The sequence below is a fragment of the Dechloromonas sp. ZY10 genome, from assembly GCF_041378895.1.
In the GTDB taxonomy this organism is placed as follows: Bacteria; Pseudomonadota; Gammaproteobacteria; order Burkholderiales; family Rhodocyclaceae; genus Azonexus; species Azonexus aquae.
Genome location: NZ_CP144212.1, coordinates 1,435,907 through 1,455,679, shown reverse-complemented (window position 1 = coordinate 1,455,679; position 19,773 = coordinate 1,435,907). Strand labels below are relative to the sequence as shown.

Genomic DNA, 19,773 nt, shown 5'->3' with positions numbered 1-19,773 from the left:
AGAATCGGCGCCCCTTTCTTCGCTCCCTTCCCATGCATTTCGACGTCATCGTGATAGGTGCCGGCGCCGCCGGCATGATGTGCGCGACCCAGGCCGGCGCCCGTGGCCGCCGCGTGCTCTTGCTCGACCACGCCGAAAAGCTGGGCGAGCGCATCCGCATTTCCGGCGGCGGCCGCTGCAACTTCACCAACCGCAGCGTCAGCGCCGACAATTATTTGTCGCAAAACCCGCATTTCTGCCGCTCGGCGCTGGCCCGTTTCAGCCAGTGGGATTTCATCGCGATGCTGGAAAAACGCGGCATTCCCTACCACGAGCGCGAACACGGCCAGTTGTTTTGCGACGAATCGGCCGCCGATATCGTCGACATGCTGAAGGACGCCTGCGATGCGGTCGGGGTGCGCTGGGCAATGCCCTGCGCGGTCGGTGAAATCCGCCAACTCACGGACGCCGGCCAAAATGGAGCGCGATTCACGGTCGACAGCGAAAAAGGCCACTTTTCGGCAACGTCGCTGGTGGTTGCGACCGGTGGTCTGGCGATCCCCAAGATCGGCGCCACCCCTTTCGGCTACCGCCTCGCCGAACAATTCGGGCTGGCGGTGATCCCGCCCAAGCCGGCACTGGTGCCGCTGGCGCTGGCGCCGGAAGTTCTGGAGCCGATCAAGCCGCTGGCCGGTGCCACGCTGGATGCCATTGCCGAGTTCGGCACGGCGCGTTTCCGCGAAAATGTGCTGATCACCCACCGTGGCCTGTCCGGCCCGGCGATCCTGCAGATTTCCAGTTACTGGCAGATGCAGGAGTATCAGGCCGGCAAGAAGGCCCCGCTGCAGATTGACCTGCTGCCCGGCATTGACGCCGCCGCCTGGCTGGCCGAGCACTGGCAGAGCCGGATGCTGCTGCCGAACCTGTTGGCGCAGCAACTGCCCCGCCGCTTCGCGCACGAATGGTGCGCCTTGCTCGGCGGAGAACGCTGGCTCAAACGCCCGCTCAGCGAACTCGGCAAGCGCGACCTTGAACAGGCGGCGTGCGCCTTGCAGGGCTGGGAGTTGATGCCGGCCGGCACCCTCGGCTTTGCCAAGGCAGAAGTCACCCTGGGCGGGGTGGCGACCGACGCGCTGTCGTCAAAAACCATGGAAGCCAAGCAGGTGCCCGGCCTGTATTTTGTCGGCGAAGTGGTCGACGTCACCGGCTGGCTGGGCGGCTACAACTTCCAGTGGGCCTGGTCGTCGGGCTGGGTCGCCGGCCAGTTCGCCTGAGCCGGGCAGTCACCGTCGCGCTCCGGCAAGTTCCGGCAGCCCATCCGATGCCTGCAATATCCAGCGAATACCCGCTGCGCCGGCCGGCGCTCAGGCCGGCTGTACCAGCAGACGCAGCTTGGCATCTTCGTGCACGATGTGCGCCAGCAGCCAGTTGCGCAAGTAGTGCAGCACGTCGAACTGCGCCGTCAGCGGGTTGTCATGCAGCGCTTCATAAAAGCCGCGCAGGCGACTCTCAAATTCGGCATGCTGTTGCTCTTGCTGCGCCAGACCGCCGTAACCCCAGTGGGTCATCATCCGTTCCTCGGCGCGGAAATGCACCTGCACGTAATGGTCGAGCGCCTTCAAAACCCGCGCGACTTCGCGCGCGCCTCGCTTGTGCGAGACCACTTCGAACAAATCGTTGGTCAGGTCAAACAGGTAGCGGTGGTGCTCATCGATCACGTCGATCCCGACGCTGAGACTGTCATCCCACTGCACCCAGTTGTCTGCGCGCGACGGCAGCGGCGGCAGACTGAGGATCTGATTGGGATCGATGATGTCGTCGCGATACAACTGCCGAATCCGCAGGATTTCAGGCAGGGCAAGCTCAAAAGCGCAGACCACCGCCGGATCGAAATGCGTTCCCGAGCCGGCACGAATCCAGGCAATTGCTTCATCGAGTGGCCATGCTTCCTTGTACGGCCGGATTGAAGTCAATGCATCGAAAACATCGGAAACCGCGCAAATCCGCGCCAGCAGTGGAATTTCGTCACCCGTCAGGCCCTGCGGGTAGCCCTGGCCATCCCAGCGCTCGTGGTGACTGACCGCAATTTCACGCGCAGCCTGAATCAAGGCATCGTCACCGGTCAGCAGGCGGCTGCCGATTTCGGCATGCGTCTTCATCACCTCGAATTCCTCGGCCGACAAACGCCCGGGCTTGAGCAGAATGGCATCGGGAATTCCGATCTTGCCGACATCGTGCATCGGCGCACAGATCGCCAGCAGTTCGCGCTGCGCTTCGGGCAGCCCCATCGCTTTGGCAATGCTGGTGGCGAAATGGGTCATCCGCATCACGTGCATCCCGGTTTCATTGTCGCGATACTCGGAAGCCGCACCCAAACGGCGGATGGCATCAGTCCGTGCCTGCTCCAGTTCAATTTCACGAACACGCAGGGTTTCATTGACAATACTGCGGGTAACGATCACCGCCACCGACTGGGCGAGATCGTTCATGAACTCACACTCAACCGCATCCGGCCGCCATTCTGGATCGATGAACAACAGCAACCAGCCGGCCGCGGCCAGCGGCAAGGCAAAACAGGGCGCTTCGGCAGCAACATCGTTGAAATGCAGCGGCGGCGTATGCGTCGCCGGCGTCGTGATGCGCACCTCGCCCCCGACCTCACCGGCCGATTGCAAGGGCTGCAACCACGCGGGCGCCAGCCCGTGCTGGGCTACCTGGGTGAGGACTCCGCGCCGGTTGCGCAGCAACAGCACGGCTTGATCGCGCACCCGGATGCCGGGCAAGGCGGGCAACAGTTCGCACAAGCGATCAAGCATGCGGTCCAGATCATCGTCGCCAATCCGCGTCAGTTCGAAAACCATGCGGCTGACCGCGAGAATTTCCTGGTCCTTATCCATGTTTGCCGAAGCAATCTAGTACGAAAGACCTAGATGCTACGCGGAACTACCGACTATCCGTTGACTAACATCAAGCAGAATTCAGCAAAACCACTAAAAGCAAGACAAAAACCTAGCTGGCTCCCGCCAGCATCGACAAGGCCACCGCTTCCGCTACTTTGATCCCATCGACCCCGGCCGACAGGATACCGCCCGCGTAACCGGCGCCTTCGCCGGCCGGGAACAGACCGCGAGTGTTGATGCTCTGGAAATCGGCGCCGCGCTTGATCCGCACCGGCGACGAAGTACGCGTCTCGACCCCGGTCAGCACCGCATCGGCCATCGCAAAGCCCTTGATCTGGCGGTCGAAGGCCGGAATCGCCTCACGCAGCGCCTCGATCACGAAGGGCGGCACGCAGCTGGCGAGGTCGGTCATCCGGACCCCGGGCTGGTACGAAGGCTCGACGCTGCCCAACACGGTCGACGGCCGGCCGGCAAGAAAATCGCCCACCTTTTGCGCCGGCGCGTCGTAATTTTCGCCGCCGGCAACGAAGGCAGCCGATTCCCACTGCCGCTGAAAGTCGATCCCGGCCAGCGGATTGCTACGGTAATCGCCGGGGAAGTCCTCCGGTTTGACCTCGACCACCAGCGCCGCGTTGGCATTGCGCTCGGCACGCGAATACTGGCTCATGCCATTGGTCACTACCCGCCCCGGCTCGGAGGTCGCGGCCACCACCTGGCCACCCGGACACATGCAGAAACTGTAGGCTGCCCGCCCGTTGGCGCAATGGTGCACCAGCTTGTAATCGGCGGCGCCGAGAATCGGATGCCCGGCGCTGGAACCGAAGCGCGCCTTGTCAATCAAGGTTTGCGGATGCTCGACGCGGAAACCGATCGAAAACGGCTTGGCTTCGACGTAAATTCCCTGCGCGTGCACCATCTGGAAGGTATCGCGGGCGCTGTGGCCGACTGCCAGCACCACATGCCGGGTAGCGATCCGCTCGCCGCCAGCGAGTTCGACCGCCACCACCTGTCCGTCTTCGCGCACGATACGGTCGACCTTGCTTTCGAAGCGGATTTCACCGCCCAACTCGGTGATTTTGGCACGGATGTTTTCGACCATCTTGACCAGCCGGAAGGTGCCGATGTGCGGCTTGCTGACGTAGATGATTTCTTCCGGCGCCCCGGCCTGGACGAACTCCTCCAGCACCTTGCGGCCGTAGAAATTCGGGTCCTTGATCTGGCTGTAGAGCTTGCCGTCGGAGAAGGTGCCAGCGCCGCCCTCGCCGAACTGAACGTTGGATTCCGGGTTGAGCTTGTGCTTGCGCCACAGCCCCCAGGTATCCTTGGTCCGCTCGCGGACGGCCTTGCCGCGCTCGAGGATGATCGGGCGGAACCCCATCTGCGCCAGCAACAAGCCGGCCATGAAGCCGCACGGCCCCATCCCGATCACCACCGGCCGCTCGTTCAGCCCTGCCGGCGCCTGCGCGACATACTGATAGCGGGTATCCGGCGCCGGCTGCACCTGCTTGTCGCCGGCAAAGCGGGCGAGCACCGCCGCTTCCTCAGCCAGGGTCACGTCCAGCGTGTAGATCAGCGAAATCTGGCTTTTACGGCGGGCATCGTAGCCGCGCCGAAAGATAGTGTAGCCGAGCACCGCAGCCGCCGGCACCTCCAGACGGGCACAGATGGCTGCCAGCAGCGCTTCCTGCGGGTGATCGAGGGGGAGTTTGACTTCGGTAATTCTGAGCATGCGATTGATCCGGCTGGCCGCAGGCGGCTGCCCCGGCAAAAGCCGGCATTTTACCGGCTTCCTCGACTCCCGCGAAAAAGCCTTGCCGGCCAAAAGAAAAAAGGGGGACTGCCCCCGCAGCCCCCCTTTTCCTCCCTGCCCCCCAACAACAATCGGTCAGATCACCTTCGAGTAACGAGTACGCTGACGATCAGCACGCAAGTAGCGATCGAACGCCATCGAAATCACACGGACCAGCATGCGTCCCGGCGGCAGCACGGTGATCCATTCGCGGTCGATCTTGACCAGGCCGCCACGCTCCAGTTCGCGCAAATCTTCCAGCTCGGCGGCAAAATATTTGTGGAAGTCGATCAGATGCGCGCTCTCGATGCTCTCGATCGACAGTTCGAAATGGCACATCAGCGCCTGGATGATCGAACGGCGCAGGATGTCGTCGGCGGTCAGTTCGATCCCGCGAAACACCGGCAGCATCCCCGAGTCGAGGCGGTCGTAGTACTCGTCGAGCGTCTTGACGTTCTGGCTGTAGGTCGGTCCGACCTTGCTGATCGACGAAATCCCGAACGACAGCATGTCGCAGTCGGCATAGGTCGAATAGCCCTGGAAATTGCGGTGCAGGCGTCCTTGCCGCTGCGCCACGGCGAGCTCGTCGTCAGGCTTGGCGAAGTGGTCCATGCCGATGAAGACGTAACCAGCTTCGGTCAGCTTGCGGATTGCCAGCGCCAGAATCTGCAGCTTGCTGTCGGCCGACGGCAAATCGTCTTCGGCAATCCGGCGCTGCGGCTTGAACAGGCTGGGCAAGTGCGCATAGTTGTAAATCGACAGACGGTCCGGGTCCATCGCCAGCACACGCTCGAGCGTGCGGTTGAAGCCCATCACGGTCTGATGCGGCAGGCCGTAGATCAGGTCCACCGAAATCGACTTGAAGCCATTGGCGCGGGCCGCTTGGATCACGTTGGCGGTTTCTTCCTCGCTCTGGATGCGGTTGACCGCCGCCTGAACACGTTCGTCGAAATCCTGGACACCGACGCTCATCCGGTTGAAGCCGAGTTCACCAAGCAGCGCCACGGTTGCCGTATCAACCTTGCGCGGGTCGACTTCAATCGAGAACTCGCCGCCTTCAAGCAACTTGAAATGCTTGCGCGTCTCGCCCATCAACTGGCGCATCTCGTCGTGCGACAGGAAGGTCGGCGTACCACCGCCCCAGTGCAGCTGGATGACCTCGTGTTCGCCGTCGGTGCCTTCGAGCGCCGCGCTCTGCAAGGCCAGTTCGCGCCCCAGGTACTTCAGATACTTGGCACTGCGCCCGTGATCCTTGGTAATGATCTTGTTGCAGGCACAGTAGTAGCAAATGGTGTTGCAGAAAGGAATATGGAAATACAGCGACAAGGGACGGCTGATACCGCCGATGTTGCGTTTGCTCAGCCACAATTTGGCGGCATCGGAGTCGAATGCCTCGACGAAACGATCCGCGGTGGGGTAGGATGTGTAACGCGGTCCATTGACGTCGAAACGACGGATGATTTCAGGATCAAAAACCAGATTTTCAGTGGCAAAATTCATTGAGCTAGGCGCCTCGCTTTTTGCGGCATTATGTTCGGAAGGTCGATTTTAACGGTTGACATGGATCAATCGATTGCAGGTTGCGTATGGGTCAGCACAAACTGAACGAAGAAGTATCCCTCGCGGTCATCAAAACGGCCTGTTCCAACTGCAACTTGCGTGAGCTCTGCCTGCCGCTTGGGCTCTCGCCTGAGGAAATGGCACGCCTCGACGATCTGGTCTCGACCCGCCGCCGGGTCAAGCGTGGCGACCACCTCTACCGCGCCAGCGAAACCTTTGATGCAATCTACGCGATCCGCAGCGGCTTTTTCAAAACCGGCGTCCTGCTCTCCGACGGCCGGGACCAGGTGACGGGCTTCCAGATGGCCGGCGAATTGCTCGGACTTGACGGAATCAGCACTGAACACCACACCTGCAACGCGATCGCCCTCGAAGACAGCGAGGTCTGCGCGATCCCCTTCTCGCGCCTGGAGTCCCTGTCGCGCGAGATTCATACCCTGCAACACCATTTCCACAAGGTAATGAGCCGCGAAATCGTCCGTGACCATGGTGTAATGATGCTGCTCGGAACAATGCGCGCCGAAGAGCGCCTGGCCGCCTTCCTGCTCAACCTGTCACAGCGCTTCACCGCGCGCGGCTTTTCTCCCTCCGAGTTCTACCTGCGGATGACCCGCGAGGAAATCGGCAGTTACCTGGGTCTCAAACTGGAAACCGTTTCACGCGCCTTTTCCCGTTTCCAGGAAGAGGGCCATATCGCAGTCCAGCAGAAACACATCCGCATTCTCAATGTTGCCGGACTCAAGAGCCTGATGCACCCGCAACACTGACCCGAACAGGGGCGGAAGCTTGCCGCTCAAGCCCAGGGCCACGGATTGCGGGTCATGGCAACGCTGACGATGTAGCCATAAGCCACCACCGCCAGCACCAGGCAGAGTGCACGCCCACGCAAGGTGGGCGCACGCTTGAGGGCCAGCGCCCCAAGGACGATGTAAGCGAGCAAACCAAAAAACTTGCCAGTCAGCCAGTCGAGCATGAACGGATATTGACCGCTCAACCACGCCAGAAGCAACGCGCTGCCCAGTAATGAACTATCGATCAGATGCGGCAATATGCGTGTCAGGCGATGACCGAGCAACGGCGACCCCCGCAGCATCCACAGCCCCCGCAGCAAGAAGCCGATGCCACTGAGCACCACACAACTGACATGCAGATGCTTCAACAACAGATAGCTCACGCCCCCTCCTCCGCGATACCCGACAATAGCCGCTGGTGCGCCCGATAACGCCGCAAGGCCAACCACAAATTCCTCGCCAGCCACAGCATGGCTGCTGCAAAACTCAGACCAGCCGGCCGTGCCAGCCAGTCGGGGAAAAACACTGCCAGCAGCAAGAGCAGCATTGCCGTGAAATACAAGCGTGATTGCAAGAGAGCATCGCGTTCAGGCAACAGCTTACCCATGCTGGGAGCCGAAACCTTGCCCTGTCCGGCATTTTGCAAATGCATCCAGGCCAGAAAAGGGACGATCTTGTATAGCATTCCGGAAATAAAGGCGACAAAGGCACCGGGCAGCAGCAAGACCCCGATCAGCACCGGCCAGCCAGCCCAGGCAAACGCCTCGGGCAAGGCATTCACGGTCAACAGCAGCAATAGCGCAAAAACCGCGCAAAGCAGCCCTCCTTGCCAGAAACGATAAATCGCGTCGGGCCGCGCCCGCCGCCGCTGCCCCTGCAGATACAAGGTCTGAACGGCAAAGGCCAGCCCCAGGCCGGCAGCCAGCTGGCGAGCCAGCAAACCGGCCGCAGCGAACCGGAAAATCTCGGCCAGCGACCAAAACAGCACGACGCCACACATTGCCCAGGGAAACAGCCAGCCGGCTCGCGCCGGATAGCCCGGCGTTAACTGAAACATCGGGACCACGACATAGGCAACGGCGGCGAGCAGGACGGTGGCCCAGGCGCCGAGAGCCCAGCCCGCATGCAGGTCAGTCACCCCCGAAACTGGCCAGGCCCAGCCACCGGCCAAGGTCAGGGCCAACCCGCCCCCCAGCAGCAAGCTGAGCGCCAACGCTGGCAAAGCCAGCTTCAGGCCGGCGATGGTAGGGCTGGTAAGGGGTACCCGCCACAAAGCCTGCACGGCAGAATGGATAAACCAGCCACCAGCCGACAGCAACAGGGCTGCCGCCAATTGCAACCAGCCTGGCCTGCCGAACAGCAATCCTGCCGCCAGCATCAGCGCACCGAGCAACAGCAGCGGATGCAGGCCACGCGCCAGCTGCAAAGGCTGGCGCAGATTGGCACCGGCAACCACCGGCAGAATCTGGATCAGCGCCCCAAGCATCACCATCAGCATGAAACCGACGGTCAGCAAGTGCGTGGCTGCCAGCAATCCGGGATGCCAGCGCGACGACAATAGGTCGCCCCCCTGCCAGACCAGAATCAGGCCGGCCAGTGCCGCCAGCAGCGGCGCCGTGATGAAAAACCTGAGAGGGGCAGCAAACGGCGGAGCATTCTCGAACGACAGCAGGGCCTGCATCGAGTCCGCCTCCGCTCAGCGAGTGATCAGGATTTCGAAAGTACCGTCAGGCAGCAATTCGGTTTCGTAGGTATGCCCATTCTGGCGCAGGACCTTGTACAGGGGGTGCGGCTCACGGAACAGCAGCAGCAGCATCCGCTCACCAACCGCCAGCCGGTCGAGCATCTCCATGGTCTGGACAAAGGGCTCCGGCGGCTCCAGATAGCGGGCATCGACCACGTGCGGCGTCTTGGGATGGCTCATGCTCACTCCCCGGCCAGTTCGCTTTCGAGGCGCGGCAACAACTCCGGCAACTCGTCCGCAAGATGCTGATCGCACATCGGATAAAGGATGTTTTCCTCTTTCATATTGTGCTGCTGCATCATGATCAGCAAGGTTTCGGCCACCCCCAGATACTCGTCGCTATCGCCGGAAACCAGCGCAGCATCGGCATCATCAAACAGGGTTCGCATCTGGGCATGCTCCATCCGCATCACCTGGGTAGGCCCCATGCTCATCCCGGTTTTGGCCTCGAATGTCGGAAAAAGCGTCTTTTCCTCACTGTCGAAATGCGCCAGCGTAGCTTGGCGGAAGTGCGCAAAAGCGGCTCGGGCGGCCTCCAGATTGCCTTTACCGACAGCCTGCTCGGCATCGGCAAAAAAATCGTCGCACCGACGATGATCGTCGGTCATCAGGTTACGTATGGTGGTCATCGTGTTACTCACGGCTGCGGAAATCTTTCCCTGATTGTCGGCGTGACCCTTGCGGTCACGCCTTGACAGCCGTCAAATCGACAAAAATGCTTTTAGTACTGGATAATTCCGACTTGCAATTCATCGAACCAGTTAATGAAGCGCTGCACGTCGGCACCGCGATAGATCGACCCGTGCTGCGGACAAAGCATGTCGATATCGAGTTGCGACACCCGTTCGCACCAGCGACGCTTGGCATCGTTCGACCCCATCCAGCGACGATGGAAGCCTTCGGCATAACGGATGTGAGTATCGAATTTTTCGACGAACAGGCTCTCATCGCCGGGCGGCAGTAATGCTGCCCCGACATCGCCGCTGAACAGGATTTTTGCCTGCTTGTCGTAAAGGTGGAAATTCCCCGAGGAGTGGAGGTAATGCGCCGGCACCGCACGCAAGGGCAGCCCGTTCAAGGAGATATCCATGCCCTCGTCGGGAATCGGGACGAAAGTCTCGGCATCGCCGCCGAAATGGGGAATGAAGCTCTCCCACAGCCAACTGATGTAGCAGCGCATCGCCGGGTTGAATTCCAGCCACAGGGCAAGCGACGAACAGATGTCGGGGTCCTGATGGGAGGCAAAGATCGCGGTCAGAGCCGACGGATCAAACTCAGCCGACAACGCCGAAAAGACTGCCGGGAAAATTTCGGCACCACCGGGGTCGAGCAACAGCCCCTGCTTGCCGTTGATCACAAGATACTCATTGGTATCGACCAGATACCCGGGCTTTTCCTGATCGCGGATGATCGCCACCCATTTGTGCGACCCATCCTGAAAAATAGTTTCGGTTTTTTTCATTGTCCTCATCCCTCCCTGGGCAATCAGCGCGCGGTGACGAAAGTCGAGCGGCGCAACGACTCCAGCGAACTACGAATTTCCTCGACAATACCGTCGAATTCCCCCGACACCTGAGCCAGGGCCCCGGCAAAACTCTGGCCATAAGCGGCTTCGATCTTGGCCGACTTGGCCAGCACGCCGCCCAGCTCAACCATCTGAAATGCATCTTCAAGTGCGCGCTTGAGCTGCTTGCGCAAAGACTGAAACTTGAGCTCATGCACTTCGTTTTCCGCCTCCCGGCGGGCCAATGCTGCTGTTGCCGAAGACTCTGGCGCCATTCGCACCGCAGCGCGCAGCAAGCGGGTACGACGTACATTCTTGAGGGTCACCGAAACCTCGCCAACGCTGGCGTGAATCAGATCGGTCAAGGTCTGCATGCAGGTGCGCAAATCCTGGGAAAAAACCCGCAACTCGTTCGATAGCACCCCGAAGCCAAGCGCGGCGGTACCCGCACGCTTGGCGAGAAAAATCGCATTGAGCGCCATGATATTGATTTTAAAAGCGACACTGACCACCAACTTGATTTCTTCGTTGATGCGCACAATACGCAGTAAATCAGCGCCAGCGGTCGACGCGCTTTTCTTTGTCACAGCCAATCCTGTACTCATAGCAGAATTTTCCCAATCGCCTTTTTGAAGCAGGCGCTAATTTATCAACTCGGGCGACAAAGGAACAGTGGGAAAGCGGCGGCAGCCGGTAAAAAAAGCCGCCGCGCTATCTTTCGCGGACATATTCGCCGGGAGCATCGGCCAGCGCCGGGTAACCCGCGCTTTCCGCCGGATAAGCCGGAACCAGTTCACCGGTCCGCTCGGCCAGCCAGCCGGTCCAGTCCTCCCACCAGGTTCCTGCTTTCTTGTCGGCCCGGTCAAGCCAGTGCTCCCAATGCTCATTACGCTCCGGTTCGGCAATCCAGTAAGCGCGCTTGGGAGGATTGGCGGGCGGATTGACGATACCGAGGATATGACCCGAGGTTGACAGCACAAAACGCACCGGAGCGCTGACATTGATGTACTTGCGAATCCGGTAACACTGCTTCCACGGCGCGATGTGATCGTCTTCGGCAGTCACGGCATAAAGCGGCTGGACGATCCGGTCGAGGTCGATCGGTTCGCCGGCGATGCTCAGCCGGTCGCGCTTGATCAGGTTGTTGTGCAGATACATTTCGCGCAGATAAAAGGAATGCATCGCCTGCGGCATGCGCGTCGTGTCCATGTTCCAGAACAGCACATCGAAAGGCGGCAAGGCCTCGCCAAGCAGATAGCTGTGCACCCAGTAATGCCAGATCAGGCCATTGGAGCGCAGCATGCGGAAAGACATTGCCATTTCGCTGCCGTCAAGGTATCCCTTCTTGGCCATCGACTCTTCAAGCGCACCGATGCAGGCCTCATCGATGAAAACATCGATGTCGCCCGGATGCGAGAAATCAGTCAGCGTGGTAAACAAGGTCCAGTGCGCGACCGGCACCTGATCGGCGGCAAAATGCTTGTTGGCCCAGGCCATGTAGGTGGTCACCAGCGTCCCGCCGATGCAGTAGCCGACCAGATGCACCTGCGGTACCTGACAAAATGCACGGGCAGCGGCAACCACTTCGTTGACGCCTTCGAGCAGGTAATCGTCGAAGCGGACATCGGCCATACCGGCATCGGGATTTTTCCAGCTGGTGATGAATACCGAAAACCCCTGATCGGTCAGGTACTTGACCAGGCTTTTCTTGGCCGTCAGATCGAGAATGTAAAATTTGTTGATCCACGGCGTGATGATCACGATCGGCATCGCCCTGACCTTTTCGGTGGTCGGTGCATAGTGGATCAACTCGACCAGGCGGTTGCGGAAAACCACCTTGCCCGGCGTCGTCGCAAGTTCCTTGCCGACTTCGAAAGCATCCGGCTCGACCATCAGGATATTCTTGGCCTGCACGTCGCGCTGGAAGTTCTCCCAGCCCTGACGCAGACTTTCGCCATGGGTCTCGACACAGCGCTGCATGGCCACCGGATTGAGCCAGAAGAAGTTGGTCGGAGCGACCATGTTCAGCCACTTGCGCAGCCAGAAAGCCGCCCGCCGCCGCTCCCTGTCGGAGAGTCCCGGCGTTTCGAAAAACATGTCCTGCAAGCGGTGAGTAAAGGCGAGATACCACTCCTTGATGATGTCCCAGCTTGCCGAGTCGGTCCACACCGGGGCCGAAAAACGCGCGTCGTCGGCATTCGGCGTGATCACGTCCTGCGAGGGCAGGCCGAGCGCCCGCCGCGCGACATGCGCCTGCAGGGCCAACAGGTCGCCCGACAAACCGCTGACCGCCCGGGCCAGTTCCTGCGGATGCAGCGCCCAGGCCATCCAGGCATTGACCAGCGAAGTGGTGACACCGAAGGGATCGACGCTTTTGCCGACCGCTTGGCCAATATTTTCCAGCGTACTCAGGCCAGCCAGATCGAGATCCTTGAACGCATTTTGATTGCCGGACATCGAATTCACCTCTTGATTGACGACGGTATGGCGATCATCTTACCCCCGACTCGCAGCTTAAATGCCGGCCAAGACTTGATCCGCCGCAAATGCCTTTGCATTTTTCCGCAGATGCCGGCCTGCACCGGGCCATCTCCTGGTATCAACCGAGCGCCGGATTACCTCGGGTTTGCCTTCCCGAGCGCTTGGGCGTAGCATGAAAACGAACTCGGGCAAAAGACGCGAAAGCCCCGCCCGGCAAGGATTTCCAAGGAGGCAAACCATGTTCAAGCATATCTTTGTTCCTACCGATGGCTCGGAACTGTCGCAAGCCACGGTCCAGCGTGCGGTTACCTTTGCCCGCGAAGCCGGTGCCCGGATCACCGCCTTCTTCGCGAAGCCGGAATATCCGATTGCCTATTTTGGCGAAGGCGCATTGATCGATCCGACCACTCCCGAAAAATTCGCTGAAATGGCCGAGCAACAGGCCGCCGAATATCTCGGCGAAGTAAGCCGCCTGTGCGCTGAAGCCGGCGTGCCATGCGCCACGGTTTCGGCAACCAGCGATATCCCTTATGAAGCGATCATCGAAGCCGCCGAAAAGGCCGAATGCGACCTGATTTTCATGGCTTCCCACGGTCGACGCGGCTTTAGCGGCTTTTTGCTTGGCAGCGAGACCAACAAGGTCCTCACTCACTCCAAGATTCCGGTTCTCGTCTATCGCTGAACGATCCCCTTGCCATCGCAGCCCGGCCTGGTGCCGGGCTTTTTACTGGCCGGCTGGCCTATTTATGGCTGGCGGCAGTGACCACTGCTAGCGCGCTCGATGCGGCACAAGGTCGCCCCACTTTGCCGATCAAAAGCTTCCAGTGCTTGCAACTGGCCGACGAAATAACGTTTTTTCAGGGTCAGATCGCGTGGCTGGGCATGAATCGCCTTCCAGAAAGTCGTACTTTCCGACAGCGGCGTTTCGCCCAGCGTGACCTTGGCCCGCAAGCCGACGCGCTCGTCGGCCAGGCTCATCCACTCGACGTCGAAACCGGCTTCGTCATCGACCAGCCGCGGGTAGAACTCGTAGAGGTTGTCGAAAGCCAGGAAATAGTCGTAGCGCCAGACGATGCGCATCTGCTGGGCCTCGCCGATCTTGTCTTCGTGGGTGTATTCGCCGCGCTCCACGGTCAACGACTGCAGGGGCAGGAACTTGTAGCGGTAATAATCTTCCTGCGCCGGGTTGGCCTGCGGCTGCCAGCTCCAGCCCTCGGCCACCTGGTTGGCGGCCATCCGGTAATGCAGGCGATGCCGGCTACCCTCTTCCTGCCGCTCGACATCGCTGGCGGCGAGGTCGATTTCGAGCACCAGTTCGCGACCCGGCAAACGCTTGCCTGCCTGTTCGTCGGTCTGCAAAGCGACAAAATGCTGTTCAGCGCTTTCGCCCGCCAGCGCGAGCGAAGCTGCGGGAAAAAATGCGGCGACCGCGGTCGCCGCCAAGACGCTTCTGAGGAAATGCATGTCAACTCCGCTTTCTGCCGAAAGCGGCAGACACGGGGATGCAGCTTAAACAGCGACCTCGCTGCTGCCCATGATGAAAATCAATTCAGACTCTGCGCTACCGACTTGCGGAAGCGCAACAAGGCGACGGCAAAGAAGCCACCGCCGACGGTCAGCATCAGCAGCAGGTCGCGCCAGACCACGTCGAGGCCGGCCCCCCGGTAAAGAATGCCTTGCGCCAGGCGGACGAAATAGGTGGTCGGAGTCGCCGCCATCACCCAGCGCACCGCCTCGGGCATGCTTTCCTGCGGCGTCACGCCGCCCGAGAGCAGCTGCAGCGGAACAATCACGATAATGATCAGCAGGCCCAGCTGCGGCATCGAGCGGGCCAGCGTCGCGAGAAAGATGCCGATCGACGCGGCGGCAAACAGGTAGCCAGCCGCCGCCAGCAGGAACAGCGCCAGCGACCCGGCCAGCGGCACCTCCAGCAGTTGCTGCACCACCACCTTGAGCGCGAAGGCGACCCCGAGCAGCACTGCCAGCCCGTTGGCCCAGATTTTGGCCAGCATGATTTCGGCCGGACGCAGCGGCATCACCAAGAGGTGTTCCAGCGTCCCGTGCTCGCGCTCGCGGACGAAGGCGGCGCCGACCAAGATGATGGTCAGCATGGTGACGTTGTTGATCGCCTCCATCACCCCGCCGAACCACACGCCGGTGAGATTGGGGTTGAAGCGTACCCGCGTCGCCAGACGGATTGCGTCGGGTGCGGCGGCGGCATCGCCCTGCAGGTAGTGGGCGACCTCGCCAGCAACGATCTGCTTGATGTAGCCGGCCCCGATAAAGGCTTGGCTGACCACCGTGGCATCGATATTCAGCTGAATTTCCGGCCGTCGCCCGGCGCTCAGGTCACGCTGGAAATTGGCCGGAATCACCAGCACGAAGGCGTACAGGCCCTGATCCAGCGCCGGATCCATCTGCTCCGGCGAAATGCTCTGCGGCACCTGGAAATACGGGGGATAGAGGGCTGCCGCCAGGCGCGTCGACAGCGGCGAAACGTCGGCATCGACAATCGCTACCGGCGCCAGATGCAATTGCTGCGAAACCCCGGTTGCAGCCTCGTAGATCGCCCCGCTGAACGCCCAGCAGATCAGCGCCAGCAACACCTTGTCGGCCGCCAGGCTGCGCAGTTCCTTGATCCCCAGACGATAGACCTGAGCCAGCGAGAAGCGCATCCTCAATCCTCCTGTTTCCGCAGCAAGGCAACGTTGACCGCCGTCAGCACCGGCGCGAAGGCGGCCAGCGCCAGCAGTGCCGGCCACAGTTCGGCAAAGCCCAGGCCCTTGGTGAAGGCACCGCGACAGATCAGGATGAAGTAGGTTGCCGGGTAAAACTGACCGATCCAGTAGCTGGCCCCCTGCAAGGACTCGACCGGCGAGGTCAGGCCGGAAAACTGGATAGTCGGCAGCATGGTCACGATCGCGGTCCCGAACAGCGCGGCAATCTGCGTCCGCGTGAAGTTGGACATCAGCAGCCCCAACCCGGTGGTTGCCGCGACGTACAGCAGCGCGCCGAGCGACATCGCCGCCAGGCTGCCCTTGACCGGCACCGCGAACAGCCAGACCGCCTCGGCCAGCATCAGCGCATAGCTGGCCAGACTCAGGCCGATGTAGGGCAATTGCTTGCCGAGCAGGAATTCGAGGCGGCTGACCGGCGTCACATACAGGTTGGTGATCGAGCCCAGCTCCTTTTCGCGGACCACGCCGAGCGCCATCAGGATCGCGGGAATCAGCAGCAGCAACAGCGGAATCACCGCCGGCACCATCGCGTAGATGCTCTTGAAGTCCTGGTTGTAACGGTAGCGGCTGACCAGGCTGAACGCTGGCGCGGGCGCTTCGCCACGGCTTTCCAGCTGGCGCCGGGCAAGATAGTCGCGATGCAGGCCTTCGACGTAGCCACGGACGGTCTCGCCGCGGAAAGGCATGGCGCCATCGACAAAGGCGGCAAGCTCGACGCTGCGGCCGCGTCCCAGTTCGCGCCCATAGTTTTCGGGAATTTCAATCGCCAGCGCAATCCGCCCGCTCTGCAACTGCCGCTCCAGTTCGCCGGCGTCGTGCAGCGGCGGCTGCTCGACAAAGTAACGGGTGCCGCCGAGGTGGGCAATGTAGTCGCGGCTGGCCGGCGTCTGGTCGCGATCAAGCACGGCAAAGCGCAGGCCTTCGACATCGAAACTCAAACCGTAGCCAAGCACGAACATCATCAACAGCGAGCCAAGCAAGGCAAAGGCCAGGCGGATTCGGTCGCGGCGCAATTCCAGCCACTCCCGCCCGGCGTAGGCGAGCAGGCGGCGCAGGCTGAAGCCGCCTGGAGCGGCGTGAGACGGAGCCTCACGGTCGACCGGCGGGGAAGGCGATTTTTCGGTTTTTTCGCCGTCGACCGTGACCAGATCGCTGCGACCACTGTTTGCTGCCTCCAGATAAGCGATAAAGGCCGCTTCGAGCGTCGCCGCCCCCTGCCCGGCACGCAGCCCCTGCGGCGTATCGCAGGCGAGGACGCGGCCGGCGTGCATCAAGGAAATCCGATCGCAACGCTCGGCCTCGTTCATGAAGTGGGTCGAGATGAAGATCGTCACCCCCTGCCCGCGCGACAACTCGATCAGCAACTCCCAGAACTGGTCGCGGGCCACCGGGTCGACGCCGGATGTCGGCTCGTCGAGGATCAGCAGCCGGGGTTCATGCACCACCGCCACCGCCAGCGAGAGGCGCTGGCGGATCCCCAGCGGCAACTCGGCGGCCGGCTGGTCGGCGTATTCGTCGAGGCCGAAGCGCTGCATCAACCCGCCAATCCGCGCCTGCCGCTGCGCCGCCGGCAAGGCGAACAGGCGGGCATGCAGGTCGAGGTTGGCGAACACGGTCAACTCGCCGTAGAGCGAAAAAGCCTGCGACATGTAGCCGACCTGGCGCCGGGTGGCGAGATCGCCGGCAGCAACCGGCTGGCCGAACAGGCGGGCGCTGCCGGCGGTCGGCGGCAACAAGCCGGTCAGCATTTTCATGGTGGTCGTCTTGCCGCAGCCGTTCGAGCCGAGAAAGCCAAAAATCTCGCCCTGGGCGATGCGGAAGCTGACGCCATCGACGGCGGTGAATTCGCCGAAACGCTGGCTCAGATCCTCTGCCTCGATCGCCCAGGTGGTGCCGCCAGCCGCACGCGGCGGAATGCTGAGCGCCCGGTGCGCCTGGCGGCGGGCTGCCGGCAGCAACTCGATGAAGGCCGCATCGAGGTTGTCGCGGCCGGTGCGCACCCGCAACTCGGCCGGCGTCCCGCAGCCAAGCACGCGGCCGGCATCCATCGCCACCAGCCAGTCGAAGCGTTCGGCCTCTTCCATGTACGCGGTGGCGACCAGCACGCTCATTCCCGGCCGCCGCTCGCGAATGCGTGCGATCAGTTCCCAGAACTGGCGCCGCGACAGCGGATCGACGCCGGTGGTCGGCTCATCGAGAATCAGCAGGTCGGGGTCGTGGATCAATGCACAACACAGGCCCAGCTTCTGCTTCATCCCGCCCGAAAGCTGCCCAGCCGGCCGTTCGGCGAACGGCGTCAAGCCGGTTGCGGCAAGCAATTCGGCGATGCGTACCTGCCGCTCGGCGGCAGCCTGGCCGAACAGGCGGCCGAAAAAATGCAGGTTTTCATTGACCGACAGGGTCGGATAGAGATTCTTGCCCAGCCCTTGCGGCATGTAGGCGATACGCGGCTGGATCGCGGCGCGAAAAGCCGGATCGGCCAGATGGCCGCCGAGCACTTCGACCGTCCCATGCTGAATCCGCCGGGCACCGGCAAGCAAGGCCAGCAACGAGGATTTGCCGACACCATCCGGGCCGATCAGCCCGACCATGCACCCCGCCGGCAGGCTCAACTCAAGCTCGGCCAGCGCCTGCACCGCGCCGTATTCCAGGCGGACGCCGCTCAGCCGCGCCAGCACCGCTGCCTCGGCGCTCATACCCGCCTCAGCGCGCCACCGCCAGCGCCGCCGGCCAGGGTGCGGCAGCGGCCAGCTTGAGATAGGCGACGCCAGGCATGCCGCTCTTGGCCAGATCGCGGTGCGCCGCCAGCCAGTCCGGATCGACCCGGACCTTGACCCGGAACATCAGTTTCTCGCGTTCGCTGCGGGTCTCGACCTCGCGCGGCGTAAACTGCGCCTTGGCCGCGACGAAACTGACCGTCGCCGGCAGCGGCTGCTGCGGCAAGGCGTCGAGCACGACCCGCGCCTCGCTGCCGAGCGCCACCTGCCCGGCCAGCGCCGTCGGCAGAAAGACTGTCAGATGCATTTCGCTCAGATCGAGCAGGGTCAGCACCTTGCCGCCGGCCGCCAGCACTTCGCCCGGCTCGGCCAGGCGGTAGAGTACGCGGCCGGAGACCGGTGCCAGCAGTTCGCTGTCGCGCAGATTGGCCTGCAGCACCTCGACCCGCGCCCGTGCCGCCGCCACCGCCGCACCGGCTTCGGCGACCCGGCCCTGCGCCTGGGCCATGCCGGCCATCGCGCCTTCCATGCCGCTCTGGTCGCTGTCGAGCTTGTTGCGCGAGATGAAGCCGCGCCCGACCAGTTCTTCAGAGCGCTGCAGGGTCTTGTCGGCAAGCTGCAGGTCGGCGCGCGATTTGCGCACCCCGGCACGGCCCTGATCGACCGCTCGCTCGGCCTGGACCACGCTGGCTTCGGCCGCCCGCAACTGGGCACGCAGTTCGTCGGCAACCAGTCGGGCAACCACTGTCCCGGCCTCGACCCAGTCGCCTTCGCGCGGCATCACCGCCGCAATCCGCCCGGGAATCTTGCTGGCGACATCGACCTCGGTCGCTTCCAGCCGCCCGTTGGCACTGGTCAGCCCGGGCGGCAGAGCCGCCGCCTGACGTTGCCAGAAAACGTAGCCGACGCTGGCTACACCGAGGAGCAAAGCCACCCCGGCCACGATGTTTTTGATCTTTTTCATTCTGCACCCGCCTTTACTGACTCAAAAGTCAGTATTACCAGCGAATTATACGCCCGGGTCGCCGCTGCCGGCCAGCCTCGCTGCCCGATCCGCTACCCCCTGGCCTCCCTCGGCGGCACCCAGCAAATCCTGCAGCAAGCCCAGTGCCGCCGCCGCAGAACTGCGTGCCGCCGGACTCAAGGGCTCACCCAAGGCAAAGCTCTCGCCGCGCACGCAGAGCACATAGGCCGGCGGCAGTGGCACGCCCATCTGCAAGGCCACCTGCAGCACGCTTTCCGGCGGCAGGGCATGGGTGGAGTGAGTTGCCACGGTCGACGCAGCCAAGCGGCGAAAAACCACGGGTGCCAGGGTTTCCACCCCGGCATCGACAAAGATCGCCAGTTGCCGCCCGGCCAAATCCACTGCGTGCTCGATCTGCAGCTGGAAATCCTCAATCAGTTCTACCGTCGCATCCAGCCCGGCGGTTTTCAGCCAATTCTCCAGTTGACCGTGGATATGCGGCCCAAGCGCGTCATCGCCCCGGCTCGGATTGCCGATGCAGAACACCACGACCGGCGCCAGGCCGGTTGCCGCAACTGCATCTGCGCTGGCTTCGCAATCGACCAA

Annotated in this window: 18 protein-coding genes; 3 read left to right on the top strand and 15 right to left on the bottom strand. The window is 62.2% G+C overall.

Annotated elements, in window-relative coordinates; all coding sequences use genetic code 11:
• The first annotated feature begins 32 nt into the window (after positions 1–32).
• A complete protein-coding gene (locus tag VX159_RS06610) occupies positions 33–1,253 on the top strand; it encodes an NAD(P)/FAD-dependent oxidoreductase (protein ID WP_371325180.1) in 1,221 nt (406 codons plus the stop codon).
• 90 nt (positions 1,254–1,343) lie between these two features.
• Here VX159_RS06610 and VX159_RS06605 read toward each other — a convergent pair whose 3' ends face one another.
• The 3 genes from VX159_RS06605 to hemN form a co-directional block, all read right to left on the bottom strand.
• Entirely contained in the window at positions 1,344–2,876 is a 1,533-nt protein-coding gene (locus VX159_RS06605; RefSeq protein WP_371325179.1) for a bacteriohemerythrin, read from the bottom strand.
• A 112-nt stretch (positions 2,877–2,988) separates the two neighbouring features.
• Positions 2,989–4,608 (bottom strand): NAD(P)/FAD-dependent oxidoreductase, encoded by a 1,620-nt coding sequence (locus VX159_RS06600; protein WP_371325178.1) that lies wholly within the window; start codon positions 4,606–4,608, stop codon positions 2,989–2,991.
• Between the two features lie 156 nt (positions 4,609–4,764).
• A complete protein-coding gene (gene hemN, locus VX159_RS06595) occupies positions 4,765–6,168 on the bottom strand; it encodes an oxygen-independent coproporphyrinogen III oxidase (RefSeq protein WP_371325177.1) in 1,404 nt (467 codons plus the stop codon).
• An 86-nt stretch (positions 6,169–6,254) separates the two neighbouring features.
• Between hemN and fnr the strand changes: the two genes are divergently transcribed.
• On the top strand, positions 6,255–6,995 hold the full coding sequence (fnr, locus tag VX159_RS06590) for a fumarate/nitrate reduction transcriptional regulator Fnr (RefSeq protein WP_371325176.1): 741 nt from the start codon (positions 6,255–6,257) through the stop codon (positions 6,993–6,995).
• A 26-nt stretch (positions 6,996–7,021) separates the two neighbouring features.
• Here the strand turns inward: fnr and VX159_RS06585 are convergent, their stop codons facing one another.
• The 7 genes from VX159_RS06585 to VX159_RS06555 all read right to left on the bottom strand — a co-directional run bounded on the left by VX159_RS06585 (position 7,022) and on the right by VX159_RS06555 (position 12,724).
• Positions 7,022–7,402: a SirB2 family protein gene (locus VX159_RS06585; RefSeq protein ID WP_371325175.1), complete on the bottom strand. Its 381-nt coding sequence runs from the start codon at positions 7,400–7,402 to the stop codon at positions 7,022–7,024.
• The gene (locus tag VX159_RS06580) at positions 7,399–8,700 is read right to left on the bottom strand and encodes a hypothetical protein (protein WP_371325174.1); all 1,302 of its coding nucleotides are present in this window, start codon (positions 8,698–8,700) and stop codon (positions 7,399–7,401) included. The genes VX159_RS06585 and VX159_RS06580 overlap by 4 nt, the downstream gene beginning before the upstream one ends.
• Before the next feature lie 15 nt (positions 8,701–8,715).
• Complete coding sequence (locus tag VX159_RS06575; RefSeq protein ID WP_371325173.1) at positions 8,716–8,943, bottom strand: DUF2249 domain-containing protein; 228 nt, start codon at positions 8,941–8,943, stop codon at positions 8,716–8,718.
• A gap of 2 nt (positions 8,944–8,945) precedes the next feature.
• Complete coding sequence (locus VX159_RS06570; RefSeq protein ID WP_371325172.1) at positions 8,946–9,392, bottom strand: hemerythrin domain-containing protein; 447 nt, start codon at positions 9,390–9,392, stop codon at positions 8,946–8,948.
• A 92-nt stretch (positions 9,393–9,484) separates the two neighbouring features.
• Complete coding sequence (locus VX159_RS06565; RefSeq protein ID WP_371325171.1) at positions 9,485–10,225, bottom strand: MBL fold metallo-hydrolase; 741 nt, start codon at positions 10,223–10,225, stop codon at positions 9,485–9,487.
• A gap of 23 nt (positions 10,226–10,248) precedes the next feature.
• Positions 10,249–10,854: a chemotaxis protein gene (locus VX159_RS06560; protein WP_371325170.1), complete on the bottom strand. Its 606-nt coding sequence runs from the start codon at positions 10,852–10,854 to the stop codon at positions 10,249–10,251.
• Between the two features lie 124 nt (positions 10,855–10,978).
• Positions 10,979–12,724, bottom strand: a complete 1,746-nt coding sequence (locus tag VX159_RS06555; RefSeq protein WP_371325169.1) for a PHA/PHB synthase family protein — start codon at positions 12,722–12,724, stop codon at positions 10,979–10,981.
• Positions 12,725–12,986: 262 nt separating this feature from the next.
• On the opposite strand from VX159_RS06555, the gene VX159_RS06550 reads away from it, so the two are divergent.
• Positions 12,987–13,430 (top strand): universal stress protein, encoded by a 444-nt coding sequence (locus VX159_RS06550; RefSeq protein WP_371325168.1) that lies wholly within the window; start codon positions 12,987–12,989, stop codon positions 13,428–13,430.
• 62 nt (positions 13,431–13,492) lie between these two features.
• Here the strand turns inward: VX159_RS06550 and VX159_RS06545 are convergent, their stop codons facing one another.
• From VX159_RS06545 to VX159_RS06525, 5 genes are all read right to left on the bottom strand, one after another.
• Entirely contained in the window at positions 13,493–14,212 is a 720-nt protein-coding gene (locus VX159_RS06545) for a hypothetical protein (RefSeq protein WP_371325167.1), read from the bottom strand.
• 80 nt (positions 14,213–14,292) lie between these two features.
• Positions 14,293–15,423, bottom strand: coding sequence for an ABC transporter permease (locus VX159_RS06540; protein ID WP_371325166.1), 1,131 nt, complete (start codon positions 15,421–15,423; stop codon positions 14,293–14,295).
• Positions 15,424–15,425: 2 nt separating this feature from the next.
• On the bottom strand, positions 15,426–18,182 hold the full coding sequence (gene rbbA / locus VX159_RS06535) for a ribosome-associated ATPase/putative transporter RbbA (RefSeq protein ID WP_371325165.1): 2,757 nt from the start codon (positions 18,180–18,182) through the stop codon (positions 15,426–15,428).
• Between the two features lie 7 nt (positions 18,183–18,189).
• The gene (locus VX159_RS06530; protein ID WP_371325164.1) at positions 18,190–19,167 is read right to left on the bottom strand and encodes an HlyD family secretion protein; all 978 of its coding nucleotides are present in this window, start codon (positions 19,165–19,167) and stop codon (positions 18,190–18,192) included.
• A gap of 45 nt (positions 19,168–19,212) precedes the next feature.
• Positions 19,213–19,773 (bottom strand): hydrogenase maturation protease, encoded by a 561-nt coding sequence (locus VX159_RS06525; RefSeq protein WP_371325163.1) that lies wholly within the window; start codon positions 19,771–19,773, stop codon positions 19,213–19,215.